Source organism: Endozoicomonas sp. ALC013 (genome assembly GCF_049310205.1).
Taxonomy (GTDB): domain Bacteria; phylum Pseudomonadota; class Gammaproteobacteria; order Pseudomonadales; family Endozoicomonadaceae; genus Endozoicomonas.
Genome location: NZ_JBLYNS010000010.1, coordinates 26,689 through 41,931, shown reverse-complemented (window position 1 = coordinate 41,931; position 15,243 = coordinate 26,689). Strand labels below are relative to the sequence as shown.

Annotated in this window: 7 protein-coding genes and 2 tRNA genes; 3 read left to right on the top strand and 6 right to left on the bottom strand. The window is 49.2% G+C overall.

The genetic code is table 11. The features are described from left to right. Window positions 1–128: 128 nt before the first annotated feature. A tRNA-Phe gene (locus tag ACO6V1_RS03875) sits at window positions 129–204 on the top strand. 35 nt (window positions 205–239) lie between these two features. Next, window positions 240–315: transfer RNA gene (locus tag ACO6V1_RS03870), tRNA-Phe, on the top strand. A 459-nt stretch (window positions 316–774) separates the two neighbouring features. On the opposite strand, the gene ACO6V1_RS03865 is transcribed toward ACO6V1_RS03870, so the two are convergent. Together ACO6V1_RS03865 and ACO6V1_RS03860 are read right to left on the bottom strand one after the other, a co-directional pair. Continuing rightward, window positions 775–1,047, bottom strand: a complete 273-nt coding sequence (locus ACO6V1_RS03865) for an oxidative damage protection protein (protein WP_101746174.1) — start codon at window positions 1,045–1,047, stop codon at window positions 775–777. A 76-nt stretch (window positions 1,048–1,123) separates the two neighbouring features. Continuing rightward, complete coding sequence (locus tag ACO6V1_RS03860) at window positions 1,124–2,602, bottom strand: protein adenylyltransferase SelO (RefSeq protein WP_422465866.1); 1,479 nt, start codon at window positions 2,600–2,602, stop codon at window positions 1,124–1,126. A gap of 154 nt (window positions 2,603–2,756) precedes the next feature. Here ACO6V1_RS03860 and ACO6V1_RS03855 point away from each other — a divergent pair, with 154 nt between their 5' ends. After that, entirely contained in the window at window positions 2,757–4,262 is a 1,506-nt protein-coding gene (locus ACO6V1_RS03855) for a hypothetical protein (protein ID WP_422447815.1), read from the top strand. Here the strand turns inward: ACO6V1_RS03855 and ACO6V1_RS03850 are convergent. From ACO6V1_RS03850 to ACO6V1_RS03835, 4 genes are all read right to left on the bottom strand, one after another. Next, window positions 4,259–9,856, bottom strand: a complete 5,598-nt coding sequence (locus tag ACO6V1_RS03850) for an autotransporter outer membrane beta-barrel domain-containing protein (protein ID WP_422465864.1) — start codon at window positions 9,854–9,856, stop codon at window positions 4,259–4,261. The two genes, ACO6V1_RS03855 and ACO6V1_RS03850, sit on opposite strands and share 4 nt — an antisense overlap. Window positions 9,857–9,940: 84 nt before the next feature. Then, a complete protein-coding gene (gene mutY / locus ACO6V1_RS03845) occupies window positions 9,941–11,023 on the bottom strand; it encodes an A/G-specific adenine glycosylase (RefSeq protein ID WP_422465862.1) in 1,083 nt (360 codons plus the stop codon). A gap of 69 nt (window positions 11,024–11,092) precedes the next feature. Beyond that, a complete protein-coding gene (locus ACO6V1_RS03840; RefSeq protein ID WP_422465860.1) occupies window positions 11,093–13,120 on the bottom strand; it encodes an AsmA family protein in 2,028 nt (675 codons plus the stop codon). Window positions 13,121–13,228: 108 nt separating this feature from the next. Next, window positions 13,229–15,211, bottom strand: a complete 1,983-nt coding sequence (locus ACO6V1_RS03835) for an SPOR domain-containing protein (RefSeq protein WP_422447807.1) — start codon at window positions 15,209–15,211, stop codon at window positions 13,229–13,231. Window positions 15,212–15,243: the final 32 nt, after the last annotated feature.

Genomic DNA, 15,243 nt, shown 5'->3' with positions numbered 1-15,243 from the left:
AAACGACGGGTTGATGATCCCCGGCTTGCATACTCACCGACTGACCATAAAAATTTATATATGACTTGACTCTCCAGGGTGAAATCCGTTTAATACGCCTCGCACATCGTTTTCGTTGTTTGAACAGCGCCTGGGTAGCTCAGTTGGTAGAGCAGCGGATTGAAAATCCGCGTGTCGGTGGTTCGATTCCGCCCCTAGGCACCACACTTAAATGATAAAAATATATGTGCCAAAATTTAGCCTGGGTAGCTCAGTTGGTAGAGCAGCGGATTGAAAATCCGCGTGTCGGTGGTTCGATTCCGCCCCTAGGCACCATATAAAAAGCCTTGAGCCCTTGCTCAAGGCTTTTTTGTTATTGGAGTTCAAAAAAACAAGTACAGCCAAACCTGACGACAGGTTTTGCTGTGTCAGGCACAATGGTTGCACTGTGCAGCTCAACAAATAAGCAACGATTGATAAGCATCCATCGTCTTCTATATGCGCGTTATGTCTAGTACATGGTTTCAATGAGTTTGACGTGTACGATCTCCGTTCACCCTGAGCGGAGTCGAAGGGTGCTTGGCACGTTCTATCAGAGTCCGGAGTTTCCGCCTGTAGGCCCTATGGGTCCTTCGACAGCCTCAGGGCGAACGGAGTGCGGAGGCACGACAACCCGTCAAACTCATTGAAACCATGTACTAGAGTTATCTGAACAATAAACATGATCAAAGATTTTCCCATCAGCTGTTAAGGCATGCCAGCCCCTGAGGTTGGCTAAGAATAGCCAGCCGGGAGTTAGTTATCTTCCGGCACATAGCCTTCAGCGGCATCAATATCTTCGCCAGAGAAATATTTATCCATTTGTTCCATGAGATACTGCCGGGCTTCAGGTGCCAACAGGTTAAGATGCTTTTCATTGATCAGGCGGGTCTGGTGGGCCTGCCATTCAGTCCAGGCTTCCTGGGAAACATGCTCAAAGATCCACTGACCCTTTGGGCCGGGTAGTGGCGGAACCATGAGGCCTTCCGCTTCTTTTTTCAGTTTGACGCATTGAATCATTCTGGCCATTGTTATCTCACTGCTTCAGTTACTGTGGATTGAGGGTATCTTAACGGGAAAGCTACCTGATAAACATTCATTCCCTTCAGGAAGAGCAGCTGACTTCCAGTTTTTTGCCCCATTCAGGCGGTTGACCTGCATAGTGCTCAAAATCAGGGTGCTCATCGTAGGGCGAAACCAGTACGTTCATCAGGTTTTCAATTTCCTGGTAGTCCCCTTTCTCTGCCTTTTCGATCGCCTGTTGTGCCAGATAGTTTCTGAGAATGTATTTCGGGTTCACCTGTTTCATTCGTTTCTGGCGGTTCTGGTCATCCAGAGGGTTGCTCTTGAGCCTTTTCTTATAGCTATCCAGCCAGGGGGCGAGTGATGGGTGGTTAACTAACGGCTCCAGCTGGTTAACGGCTTGTTCTGAAGGAAAGCTGCTGAGGGTTCGGAAGAATAATGTGTAATCACAGTGACTGTCATGCAATAGCTGAAGGAGATCGCGAACCAGTTCTGCGTCTTCCTCCTCTTCTGCCCCCAGCCCCAGTTTATCGAGCATCAGGCGGGTATAGGTTTGGGTGTAGATTTGTGGGTATTGATCCAGCGCTTTCTGGATTAACTCAACATCATCAAACAGGGGAACCAGTGCCTGGCCCAGCCTGCCACAGTTCCAGTAGCCAATGTCGGGTTGTTGGCTGAAGGCATAGCGACCGGAGTGGTCAGAGTGGTTGCAGATGTAGTGCCAGTTAAAATCGTCCATAAAACCATAGGGGCCATAATCAAACGTATCCCCGATAATGCTCATATTGTCGGTATTCATAACGCCGTGGGCAAAACCTGCGGCCTGCCACCGGGCAATTAAGGTTGCGGTACGATGAACGACTTCTGCATAAAACAGCTGATAGCCTTTGTCACTGCCCGTCACTGCTTTCATTCCTTCAAGATCATGAAAGTGGTGTTCAATGGTGTAATCAGCCAGCTCTTTTAAGGCTTCATACCGTTTGTTGTAAAAAAAATATTCAAAGTGGCCAAAGCGGATATGGCTTCTGGCCAGTCTGAGTAATGTTGAACCCGCTTCCCTGGTTTCCCGGTAAACCGGCGTATCACTGGTCACCACGCACAAAGCGCGTGTCGTCGGAATGCCCAGATGGTGGAGCGCTTCTGAGGCGAGATATTCCCGGATGCAGGAGCGCAGGACGGCTCTGCCATCACCAAATCGGGAGTAAGGGGTTGGCCCGGCCCCTTTCAGATGCAGGTCCCACTTTTCTCCCCGGGTATTGACCAGCTCTCCCAATAACAACCCTCTGCCATCACCCAGCTGGGGATTATAGGCACCAAACTGATGGCCGGAATACACCATGGCCAGTGGTTCTGAACCGGGCCATGCACGGTTTCCGGAACCGATCAATGTTAGCTTTTCCCGGGTTTTCCGGGTGTCTTCAAGGTTCAGCTGCTGGCCGACTGATGGGCTGTAGGCCACGAGTCTCGGGTTCTCCAGGGGAGTTGGGTCCAGCCTTGTATAAAAGCATTCAGGCAGGCGTGAGAAGGTGTTGTTGAAGTGTCCGCCATCAAGGTTATTCATCCCTGTGGTGCTCCCGGGTGATTCACAGAGAATCAGTTTACTCTGTATCTGTGCGCTACACATTCATTCATATAAATGGCCAGTTTTTGAACTTATAGCCAGATTTTCTGTCTGAGAATACAAGTTGTTCAGAATAATAAAAGGAGAGAGGTATATGAGTTCAGTTGAATTGGGCGCTTTGAACGCCATGTCTTACTGTTGGAACAAGCATGATGACAGTTTCATCCTTGCTCGTGCGGTGAAAGCCATCGCGGTGGTGGTGAAAGCGATATTTACCAAATATACCGTCTCATTAATTGAAGCCGAGGCTGTGATGAAGCGTCATCCTGACGCCTGGTTTGCAAAGCCCGTCACACGGGCATTGGCTGAATACAAGATAACCCATGCAACGGATACTTCACAACAACCATCAACAGCTGGCAGTCCTCCTCCGTCATCAGCAACAGCAGGCAGTTCTCCCTCATTGCCCCAACCACCGGCGAATTCGCTATTCTCATTCTCTTTAAAAGAAACGGATACAGACCGGGTTCGATTTATAGACGGATTCCGGACAACAGCAGATGTAAGGGACGCTTATAAAGAGATGAGGATGGCCGCTGGTGATTCGTGGGTTGCAAACGCCAGGTTAACCTGCAAACAGGTGGCTAAAGATGCTGTAGATGACATCGCATTTAATAATAAAGATCATTACGCTATATCGAAATTCCTGGTAACTATCACTCACCCAGACCATAGAGGGGAATCGATTGAAGAAGTGCTTCATGTGATGGATAAAAGGACTGGGCAGCACAAGCTGGTGCGTATTGGTTCGTTCTGTGAAGTTGCAGACGGATCAACAGCCGGAGGGTGCGGTTTCCCCGGATATTCAAAGTTAAGCTCAACCAGGGCAGGCCTTTATTTAAAAAATCTCCAGGCTAAAGATCAAGATGGCAAAGATTACTATCCCTATGCCCAGACCAGGTTTGGTATTGGCGAATATGACAGTAATAATGTTGGCAGTATGTGGAGTTGCGGTTTTGACGTACTGAGAATGCAGCTTTTCCAGGCAACAGGTTATAAATTTTCTTTTCAGGTCCTGGTTGCTTATTTAGAAGAAATAATCAGCGCCAGAGGTGATGCTCAAGAGTTGAGACGTAGTTTGTCTAATGGCCATTACCCTATGACAATATGTGTAATGCACCTGCTTTTAACCGGCATCGCCTCATCATCAGGCTACTCGAATTTACTGGTGGAAGAGGGGTCTGAAGGTGAGGGTCGAATCTCGCCAGACGAAAGAGAAGGTCTTGGTATCAAAACATGCACGCGTCAGGATATATTGGAAACCACAAACTGGGATTACTCATCAACAGCCATGATTTGCCAGCCTTTATACTCTTTTGGTATCTATCGAAACAAAAAAAGAGACGGTACGTTCGAATACACGGTCTACGATCCTCACAATTTCGAAGGTAGTCCAGACTTTTACGATTCAGGCAAGGGGCCGGGGCTAGAGAGTTTTGCATCCGCCGAAGCAGCGATTCATCATGTAACGAGCCGTAAAGGAGGTGCCAATGGCAAGATTGATGCTTTCTTTAGAGGCTCTGATGCTGGACTATGCTTCATGCGGGACAGAATGTTGAAAACGAAAGGTCGGCTGGAGTCTGAAGGAAAAGGCTTTTAGAAGCTATAGCGAACCCTGGCAATACACCCATCAACTTTGAAGTTATCTGCCCAATGGTGGGAGTAACGGAAGGTAATGGTGGTATTGCTTTGAATTTCCACACTCATGCTGGCATCAAATTGATAGCGGTTGTTATCTCTGTCGGCACCATTGATACGGAAGTGTTCACCCCCTGCGGCAAAGTGAGCAGTAATAGCAATCGGATCTTTTTTGAAATCGTGAAAGCCCATCAGCCCAAGCTCTGGTTTGATGACCATTGCCCGGGTATTCATTTCTCCCATCAACTTCAGGCCAGCACCCAGTTCCATGATGTCATATTTGCCATTTTTGACCTGATCGTATGATAAGTGTGTCTGGGCAGGATCTCTGGCGGACTCGGTATAATCGTCAGTTTGGATGGTGAAATAATTAAAGGCTACCTGAGGCTGCCAGCTCCACTCATCTCCCAGGGAGTAAGTGTGGCCCGCAATCATGCCGACCCCCCAGCTCCGGGAATCATATTTTGCATCGTTCAGGTGACCATCAACGTAGCGGCGTCCTTTATTCTTGCCAGAGGAATAACTCATCCGGCCATCAAAGAAAAAATCATTTTCCAGGTACGAGGAGTAAAGGCTGACAATATGAGTATCCGTGTCAATTTTGTTTCTTGAGCCATCTTTCCCTGCTACGTTTCCTTTTGCATAGGTGTAGGCAATGCCTGCTTCTATATTCTGATCCCTTTCCAGAGGGCTATCTGCCCCCATGGAGAAGCCAGTGATTCTGGCATGATAACCCGGTACATGGTCGTTGATATCCTGTGTTGCCTTGCTGTAGTCGTATTGAATCCAGGCCGCGCCAGAAGAGAAGATATCTCCGGTGTTGATGCCGGTTCGTTTGCCAGACATTCTGTCGTTAAGGGTTTTGCCCGCCGTTTTCAGTGCAAGGTTGGCATTGTGCACCGCATGAGGCGACATGGCAGGGGCAAGCTCTGCGGCTTTTTTCATGTCTTTGCCGGGCTTTACATTTTTTACAACATGCCGGGTTAATTTGGCACTTTCACTGTCGTGTTCTTCTTTTTCGGAAGGTTTTGTGGCTGCCAGCATCATGGATCGAAACCGCCCCGGAACCTGAGATACCCGATGGTCAGCCTGATCCGTGCTGATCAGCAGCATTCTTTTTGCGTTATCCGGATCAATGATCGCGTCATAGTGGATATAGAGCTCATTGTCAGCATCCACATTAACCGGCTGGTTAATGTTGGAATCCTCTGCTTCCATCAACAGATATTGTTTGCCAATGGCCGGATCTTGAATGATAACGCTGTCAAACACAAAATCAGCAGCAGGACCCACGTGGATATTTTTGGCTGCCACCACCGGGGCTTGCGGTATCGTACCATCGGTTAACGGCTCAAACCCTGCCGCGTCCGGACTTTGTTCTGTCAGCACCAGGCGACCATCCTGTTGATAGTTACCGTCGATATTAAGTTCAGATGGAATGGTAACGACGGCTCCCTGACGAATATGCAATGCAGGTGATGATTCAGGCACCTCTGCACGACGACTGTCTGACGAGCCGGAAACGATAGCCATTCTATCTGCCAAAAAATGGAGATGGCCATTCACATCAATGAGCCCATTGGACCGAAGCAGGTTACCTTTATAGTGGTTGATACCGTTAAAGGTAATGAAATCAATATCGGATATCTGTTCTTCTACTGTCGTATTATTGGCAATGAATCGATCATCCTTACCGTTGGCTCCTTTAAGTGAACCAATCTTGCCACCGGTTTGCTCTATGCTGAATGATGGGCTGCTCTGTAATGGTGACAGGTTGACCTCATCCAGCGTTCCTCTGGAATTTACGTATACCCTGCCACAGTCTTCTGTAAAGTGGGTTGCCAGTATTCCTTTGCCCTCTGGCATCTGATCAGAAACAAGAATATTGGCTGCACTGGCTGCTTCGTGGATGTTGATATTTTCAGGATTTGTTAACTGAATGCTGTGCCAGTCAGCGCCAAAGATATCGATATTGGCAAATCCTGAGGCTGTTTTCAGTGGGCCATTCACCAGGGCCAGAGTGTCGTTTTTGTCCTGTCGGCCGATGACCCGATCGGTATTGCCGCCATGTTGCATAAAGTACAGGGGAGGGCGCTGGGTATCCGCCGAGAAATCCAGTACTTTCAGCTCTCCCCGGTGATCAGGTAATTCATTGATGCCAGCCTCACCGAGATTGGTGACGACAAATGCCTTATTCCAGTCATAGGGGGCATCACCGGAAAAAGAAAGATGCATCGACTGTTTTTGAGCGAAATCCTGCTCACTGGTCTGCGTTCCATCAGCAACAATAAGATCTGCTGCCCCATCAGGGGCAATAGTGAGTGTTTCGGGATTATTCACCAGCCCCTGGCTGTTCCAGCCTGAGCTATGAATCCAGATATTTTTCACAGAATCAACAGCACCAATATTGGCTCCGTCATTGAGATTGAGCCGCTGTATCTGCGGAGTCGGCTGGTTGCTTTTTATCGTCAAAGGACGCTCTGGTGATGTCTGTATATTCAGCCTGGCAGGGGTATCCGGCACATCGGCTGCGGGCTTGGAGCTGTCAGCAACATTGACTTCAGCAACAGGTGCATCAGCGACCAGTTCAATAGCACTGATCCGGCCTTCAGATACAAAATCCGGGGTTGTGATAAACAGTCGCTCTACCGCCGGAATCTCACCTTTAAGCTTTGCTCCTTGAGTTAGCTGCAGGCTATCAATTTTTTTGCTGAAGACACTGACGGGTCTTGGAGTACTGAGTACCAGGTTGTTCCCAAAGGGGCTTTGTTGCGGGTTACCACCAACCAGTACATTGCCAAGCCCGGTTTCCGGAGAATAAACACCGTCGGCATTAGTAATTTTTCCCAGCTCCAGCGTCTTGTGGTCACCGGGCATGATGCTTACCACGCCACCCTGCAACGATAGATCACCAAGACTGGCCTGGTCATATACTTCCAGCAGGCCAAGTGCTCCACCCTCTGTTACCGTAACAGGCAACCGCTGTCCGGCAGCTGTTTTTATCTGAAGGGTCAGATCATTCTCTGTACGGTGAGGGATCTCCTGTGGTCCATAAACCCGCAGTAATGTCAGAATGCCATGCTTATCAACCAGCACTTCTCCGGTGTTATTGAGCGTTCCATGGGAACCCCAGTCATTACTGGCAACGGTAACGGAGTGGAGGCTGTCCGTATCGCCCTGAATGTGGCCTCCGTGAATAACCAGCTGATCGTCCTTTTCCGGGTTACCTGTCAGAGTACCTATTTCACCATTAAGAATCTCAAAACGCATGTTGGGGCGTTCTTTCATGTTGAAATTTAGCCCCGGTGTTATGAGGTCAGTTTTTAATGTTGCACTTTCAGGCTTCCTGACTGAATACGACATAAACGTCGGATTAGGTATATCCTGGGCCTTGTCTGCTCTTTCTTTCTCCAGGTGATCAGCACTGACCGCATAAATATGCCCAATAGGCAGGGTACTGGTGAGTGTCAATGACTCAAGATCAGCGGGAAGCTCCACCGGTGCTGCCACGCCATGAAGATTCAGGGTAGCAAAACCATGTTGCAGCGCTGAGCTTGAAACGGCCTGTACGGTTTCTGCAGAACCGCCCTTAACGGTTAGTTGGTCGTTTCTGGTGTTGTTGCCCCGCAGGTTTACCAGCGTGTCACTGTCGTGGATATAGTGAAGGTCTGGGCGTTGATGGCCATTGGACGCATCAACCTCATTAACAGTGCCGTGATTGGTGATCCTGATGGCATCACCGGATGCGCTGTCACTGAAAAGCAGCCCAAGGCTGCTATCGGTATGTGCCGGAGAGGCTCCCAGTGTAACCCCTTGTACCAGAGCAGAGGTTGAAACTTCAATATGTCTAGCATTACGAACAGGTCCGTAAGCGTGAAAAGGCTGGTCAGCAGAGGCCTTTACGATCAGTTTCTCCGGAGCAATCAGTTGGCCAAAACGCGCCCCATTGGCGATGGTGACTTCTGCTTTACCCGCTGATCCATCGAATTCCGGGATCGGTTGCCCCGAGCTGATGTCAGACTCTGAAGGCGTTGCAACAACCAGTGTATTGGCTTTTTCTGTCAGTTGGTTGTCTTGTGCTGAGAATGCCGGATCCCCAAGGACAATTGACGTCTGTTCAAAAGTGGGTGTGTCTTTATCACCAGCGAATTCAGTGACCAGATGTTTTACGCCACGGACCGGCGTTTTTACCTGCCAGTCACCATCGGTTTGTGCTCTGATTCGATGTACATCTTCAATGATATTGATGATTCCGCTTGCCAGAGATAGCTCATCACGGCCTTGCAGATGGCCTGTCATCTGGCTGATATTACCTCCCACCAGGGATATTCTGGCGGCAGGACGGTGATTGGTATCCGATAAATCAATATGGGCTATTCCAGATTCGTTGACCTCGATATCAACGCCATTTTCTGATGGAAACGAATCCGTAAAACTGAGCTGCAGGGTTTGCGCCTGATCCTCACTGACAGGACTCAAGGTTACATTCACAGTGCCGGCGGCAATCAGTGATTTTGGGTTGATAATTGGCCGGGATGCTGTCCACCGGTCTCCGGCTATATAAATGAATTCAAAATCCCTGACTTCACCATTGACTGAAATCTTCTGGTTAATGTCTTCAGTCATGTTGTCTGCCGGGTTGAGACGCAGAATATCCATCGGGCTGTTGCCGAGCAGGTTTCCCTGTAGTGTGCCGCCACGAAGCTCAATCAGGTTCAGGTCATTACCGAAGCCTTCAAGCAGCACGGCAGCACGCTGTCCCCTGATGTAGCTACCGGGGGTGAAGATGGCGATATTAAAGGGCCCTGTTCCCCGGATAGCGGCATCATCACTGATCACTGTTCCCGAATTCTTCAGCCCGCCTTTGTGCAGGTGAATGCCGCTGGCACCATCCGTAGCAGTTATGGTGCCGGTGTTGGCAATAAGTCCGAAACCGACATTTGGATTATCCGGGTCAATGGATTGTGCCCTGGCCCCGGTTGAGTGCGAACCCGATATCTGGATACTGCCGTGATTTTTGATCAGGCCATTGTTATAAGACAGCAGTCCGGTTCCCTGACCCTTAATAGAGCCATGGGGATAATTTATGGCACCTGCTTTGTAGTCATTACTGTGTTCATCCCACGCTTTGCCGATTCCGGACCAGACAATGTTCTGTCCATTGCTGACCATTCCTGTGCTTTCGGGGTGGTTTAGCAAAATGGTGCCGTGGTTGGTGGCTGTCGTTTGATGGCTTGTATCTTCAGGGCTGGCTGTAGCCCTCATACCTGTTCCTGGTACATTGATTTCAATATTGCCGTGGTTCAGGATTTTTTCCCCCTCAGCCTCCATTCCTGTCATCCCCATGGTGGCGATGTAGATAGTGCCGGAATTTATATTGTGCGCATCGGAACCCGGTGGGGAGTTTTCCTGAGTTTCTTGCTGGTCATTGGATAAATTACCGGCATTTTCAGTTTCAACTCCAGCGTGATCACTTTGGCTTGATGTTGAGACTATTGCAGAAATGGCAATTACCAATATTTTTTTATGGAATGTCTCACATTTGAAACCAATCATTCTTCAGGTTCCTCAACCAATGAGTTACACCATAGAGCTGAAACTTCTATACATAATGTATAAAAATAACCTCAGGGTAATTTCTTACAATGCATTCTCTATTTTTTGTAACAGTTTCTTTACCGGTGCTGCCAACCCCAATTCAGGCGACTGATCCAAGGCAAACCAATAATAACTGTCATGGTCTTTTATTACCGTATTGGTTTGTCCCGGATATTCAACAAAACTCAGTGCCGGGGTAATGTCCAGATGGTAGTGGCTGAAGGTATGACGAAAAGACGACCATGTGTCGAAGTCTGTCAGTAACAGGCCCGTCTTCTCAAGTGCCTGCTCGATAATCTGATCAGGAGCTGAAATCTCGGGAAAGCTCCAGAGTCCTCCCCAAATGCCAGACGGTGGTCGTTTTTCAAGCAGAACTTCACCGTACTGATTCACTACCATCAGCATAATAACCGACTTTTCCGGTTTCTCCCGTTTTGGCTTTGATTCCGGAAACAGCCTCTGCTGGCCTGTTTTGTGCGCTATACAATCGGCTTCCAGTGGACAAACCTGGCAGGCAGGCTTACTTCTTGTGCAAACCGTTGCCCCCAGATCCATCATCACCTGAGTGTAATCACCTGTGCGACACTCAGGTGTCAGCTGTTCAGCAATCTCCCATAGCGCATTGGCGACACGTGTCTGCCCGGGCCAGCCGGAGATGGCAAAGTAGCGGGTAAGCACTCTTTTTACATTGCCATCCATGATGGGAGCCCGGATCCCCATGCTAATGGAGGCAATGGCACCAGCAGTGGATCGGCCAATGCCCGGAAGTTCCATAAGCTGTTCAACTGAGTGGGGAAATGCCCCTGCGAAGTCACTCACCACTTTTTTTGCGGCTTTATGCAGGTTTCTTGCGCGACTGTAGTAACCGAGCCCACTCCAGAAATGGAGTACTTCATCTTCACTGGCTGCTGCAAGGTCAGTCACTTCTGGAAATCGCGCCATAAACTTCTGGTAGTAGGGGATAACCGTGGTTACCTGCGTCTGTTGTAGCATGATCTCACTGATCCAGACACGATAAGGCGTTTTATTTTGCTGCCACGGCAGATGTTTACGGCCATGTACATCGAACCAGTCCAGAAGTCTCTGGCTGAAAGTATGGTCTTTATATGGGGCTTTTTGAGTCATTAAATTACAAAAACAGGTTTGCGATCAGCCCGCTGGCCGATCGCAGTATAGTCGTTATGGGCAGAAATTTTATTTGAAGAAGCCCTGGAGCAGGTCTTTAACAGGTCCCTGCACCTTGTCTTCTATCTTCTGCTTAAGGCGGTTTTCAGCGATTTCGGCAATGGTTTCAGTCAGTCGTCTGAAATCTGCGCCGCATTTCAGGGCACCAAGATCACCGTGGCAACGGACAGGCCAGGTGACATTGACGTAATCCTTGTTGATCTGACAGGCAGGATCACTGTCCGGCGCTTCTTCGCCACGAATGTTGAGACCCATACGATAATCCAGCTGTCGATCCACAAGATTTACCTGGCCATCACCTTTCAGGTTCATATAGGCGAGCGCTGCAATCAGGTTGTCGTTTTTAGCAACACCGTTTTTGATGACGAAACTGCCGCTCAGGTCGGTAAACTCGGTAGATGTGCCCCAATCCGTCGCTCTCAGCTCTTTCTTACGCACTTTGGCAACGCCTTCACAGACCAATTTGTCAAAGTTGGCATCAGTGAATGCGCCTTTATCAATCTTGAATTCAATGTTGCCATTCAGGTTTTTGGTGAGAACACTGGCGTATTGACCCTGTGTATAAACCTTCATACCCGCATTCACATCGCCTTTCAGTGAGGCAAGATCAGGAATAGCGGTTGATAACGCTTCAAGGCTGATATTTTTCAGCTCTGCCGATGCTGCCATTTTTGGCTTGCCTGACCGACGTACATTCAGGTTAGACGTCATATCAATAGTGCCCTGATAAAAGCGGGAACCAATGGTAACTTCCTGCTTACCCCGGGCTGCTTTTATAGAAACAGACGGCTGTTCAAAAATGAATTTGGCCACGGTGAGAGAGGCCAGCTTCATTGACCCGTCAAGGTTAAGGCCACGCAGCATTCCTTCCGGAATCAGAGGATGCTCTTTACCGGATGCGGGTGGCTCTGAGCCCGATTGAGCGGGTTGCTCTTCATCAGGCGCTTCTGCGTTATCCGTGGCAGGGGGAAGATAGTTATCCAGATTAAGGTCGTTACCGGTAAAGCTGAACTGCATATCGCCCCGGTCAATGCTGTTCATCCTGAAATGGCCATCCAGGGTAAAACTGTCCAGCTGGAGTTGCAGCTTATCTGCGCTCAGGCTTTCACCATTGGTGCTGAAATGACTGTCAAAGGATAGCCGGTTCAAGGCTTTCGGGTCAGCCATGGGAGGGAGTTGTACCTTGATCTGGTTCAGCAGATTGGCAAGGTTAAACTCGGCAACGCCCAGGTTGCCCTTAACCAGCATGGGTGTTTGTTGATATTGAACATTACCCACAATACTCAGGCTTTCACCTTTTTCTACATCCGGTGTGGCACTGACTTTCAGGTTCTGGATGTCATAATGACCCGCTTCCAGATTAAACGTCATCTTGCCACTGATCAGTGAATTTACCACCAGGTCAGGAATGTTAATGTGGGCTGTTAATTGAAAATCAAAAGGCTGCTGATTGCGGATGGCACCAGTGGTTAAACTGGCCTGGTCAATCATGTATTTCTGCCCGGAAACCTGGTCTTCATAGCTGATCAGCAGTCCACTGACGTTGACACTGGCAATATCCAGCCTGACAGGCGAGGCTGGTTCTGACTCAGGCGTCGGGGATGGCTCCTGTCCCCTGGGCGTGGGTTGTTGTTCAGTGGGCGTTGGCGCACTGACCTGCCAGTTGCCCTTGCCTCTGGTATTTTTGACCAGCGTTAATTCCAGCCCTGTCAGCTCAAGGGTCTGCATTTCAATGCGTTTACTGATCAAGGGTATCAACTTCACACTGACTCCGGCGGAGCCCAGTTGCGCCAGGTGTGAATTATTGGCCCCTGCGACGGATACATCCTCAAGAGAAAGGCCAACCCAGGGGAATATTGACCAGCCAATGGGCCCGTTAATACTGACTTTCAGTCCCGACTGTTCATAAACAAGCCGGGTGATTTCATCGCGATACTGGTTGGGGTCGATAACGCGTGGCAGCAGTGCCGCACCGATAACACCCAGCAAAACCACCGCCGCCAGCAGCACGGCAATGAACTTGAGAATGCGGTTCATGGGAATCCTCAGGATCTATGGAAGAGTGATAATAAAAGACACCTATCTTACCCTGATACTTAACGTCATCAAGGGTAAAACAGGCTTGTTGCGGAAATGGGAACTGCGTCAGAGGCTGGCGATTTGCAGCTTTTTCAGTGATTCCACCGGACGGGTCCATGGATGAAGTATCAGGGCAATGTTTTTCATTGCCGGGGACTTCAGCGCCCTGATGGCTTCCTGACTGTTTCTGTATTTTCCCTGAACCAGAACATACCAGTCCTTCTGGTTGCGCTGAACATGAACAGTGACTGCTGAAGCCAGCTCCGGGAAACGCTGTTTCAACTTGTCAATTGTCTGCCGGTTACTGGCTGCGAACCACTGAATGGTATAGCTGTCATCAGGGCTGTTCAGCAGTTCATTCACAGGATTGTGAGGGTCCGGCTGTTCATAGTGTTGGTAGTTGTTGTCCGGCTGATAACCCGGGTGGAGAGGTTGTTCTCTGTTGGGCATCGTATGAACAACCGCTGGTCTGTGCATTGTCGGTGTACCAGCGTCGTTTGAACTCACTAACCTTGCCTTCACTGGCTGTCGGTTAAGGTCTTCACGATGGACAATATAGGTCTTGTCGCCGGGGTCTTCCTGACTAATCCATTGGCGTCTATCAATAGACGGCTCTGTCACGGGTCTGGCCCACGCATGGGTAGCCTGCGGGGTTGAACCGACCAGGGACTGCAAATAGGCGACCTGTCTGACTTTTGGCGAGAAACGTGCCGACACTCTTGACAGTGAAGGCGTGAGCAGAGCATCCAGAGCCTGGGAACGATTCACAAACAGCATACTGACCAGGGCATAGCGATTCCTGCTGTGTCTCTGGTAGTGGATGATCTGGGTATTTTTCAATTCGCTGTAACGAAGCCTTGCCCGTTCAAGTGATGCTTTTCTACTGGCATTCATCCATTCAATCGTATAACTCTTTGGATTGGCGGTCAGAACATTCATTGCCGGACGGGAGGGTTCCGACTCTTCATAACTCCGGGGTTGTCTGTATTCAGGGGCTGGTGCAACAGGCGCGTTTGGCGTGTTGTAGTCGACACGGCTCCCCTGAGTATGTTGCTGAGGAATTCTACTGCGATAGGCCGGTGAGATACTGACATACATTTCCTGCGGGTTAGCCTGCTCTGGCAGAATCCGGTAGTTTTGATCACTGGATAAGCCGGAGTAGGATTGGCCCTCGAACTCACTGCCATAAGACACAGTATTTATTTCAGGCGGCTGGCCAGTATCATAACCTGTCTCAGCCAATGGGTAGCTATTATCACGACGGATGACCGATGTTTCCGGTTGCTGAGTATAAGAGGGCTGCCGTTGATATTGTGAAGGTTGACGGCTTTGCTCTGTACTATAGGAAATATCGTAGTTAATAGGCGCATTGTTGCTGTCGCGCATGGACAGCTCTGGGGGATATTCTGGCTGATAGCGGTCGGCCAGCTGTTCCACCGGGTAATTCGGCCTGATAATATCCAGTTTATGAATACTGGCCAGCGATCTTGTCCAGGGGTAAAGTTCTCTGGCCATATGGGATCTGGGCGGTGAATCCAGTTCCGCCATGGCGGCAATATGGCTTGGATATGGGCCATCCAGAAGCACATACCAGACTGTGCCTGATCTTTTGTATTCAGCAATGGTCGCGTTTTTTAATACCGGGTAGCGCTGCTTTAGCGCCTCCAGCTGTTCACGCTCTTTTGCTGCCATCCATTGAAGCACGTAATGATCTCTCGGAGCATCCAGAATACTGACAAGTGATTCTGAGTTTCGAGCTTCAATAGATAATGAATTATAGGATTCAGCATAAAGCTGTTGTTCATCAGACTGTTTTTGCCTGGAGTATCCGGCATACTGTTGAGCAGGTTCGGTTTTATAAAACTGTCTGCTTATGCCGTTGCATAGCCAATCATTATTAATGCCTGACTGGCAGTTCCAGGAAATATTCGAAGCCAGAGGTTTTGGCGGCAATACTAGACTCTCTGCAACAGGTGCAGCAATTGACGTCAGAGCGGCCACGACACAAAGCCTGAGTTGTTTTTCCTTAAACAACAATCGACCGGACATGGTATCAGATCCTTCTTGGTTCAAATCAACAA

Excerpts from the sequence above, each read along its gene's own strand:
- ACO6V1_RS03855 (WP_422447815.1), top strand. The coding sequence starts at position 2,757 with ATGAGTTCAGTTGAATTGGGCGCTTTGAACGCCATGTCTTACTGTTGG.
- ACO6V1_RS03865 (WP_101746174.1), bottom strand. The coding sequence starts at position 1,047 with ATGGCCAGAATGATTCAATGCGTCAAACTGAAAAAAGAAGCGGAAGGC.
- mutY (WP_422465862.1), bottom strand. The coding sequence starts at position 11,023 with ATGACTCAAAAAGCCCCATATAAAGACCATACTTTCAGCCAGAGACTT.
- ACO6V1_RS03860 (WP_422465866.1), bottom strand. The coding sequence starts at position 2,602 with ATGAATAACCTTGATGGCGGACACTTCAACAACACCTTCTCACGCCTG.
- ACO6V1_RS03850 (WP_422465864.1), bottom strand. The coding sequence starts at position 9,856 with ATGATTGGTTTCAAATGTGAGACATTCCATAAAAAAATATTGGTAATT.
- ACO6V1_RS03835 (WP_422447807.1), bottom strand. The coding sequence starts at position 15,211 with ATGTCCGGTCGATTGTTGTTTAAGGAAAAACAACTCAGGCTTTGTGTC.
- ACO6V1_RS03840 (WP_422465860.1), bottom strand. The coding sequence starts at position 13,120 with ATGAACCGCATTCTCAAGTTCATTGCCGTGCTGCTGGCGGCGGTGGTT.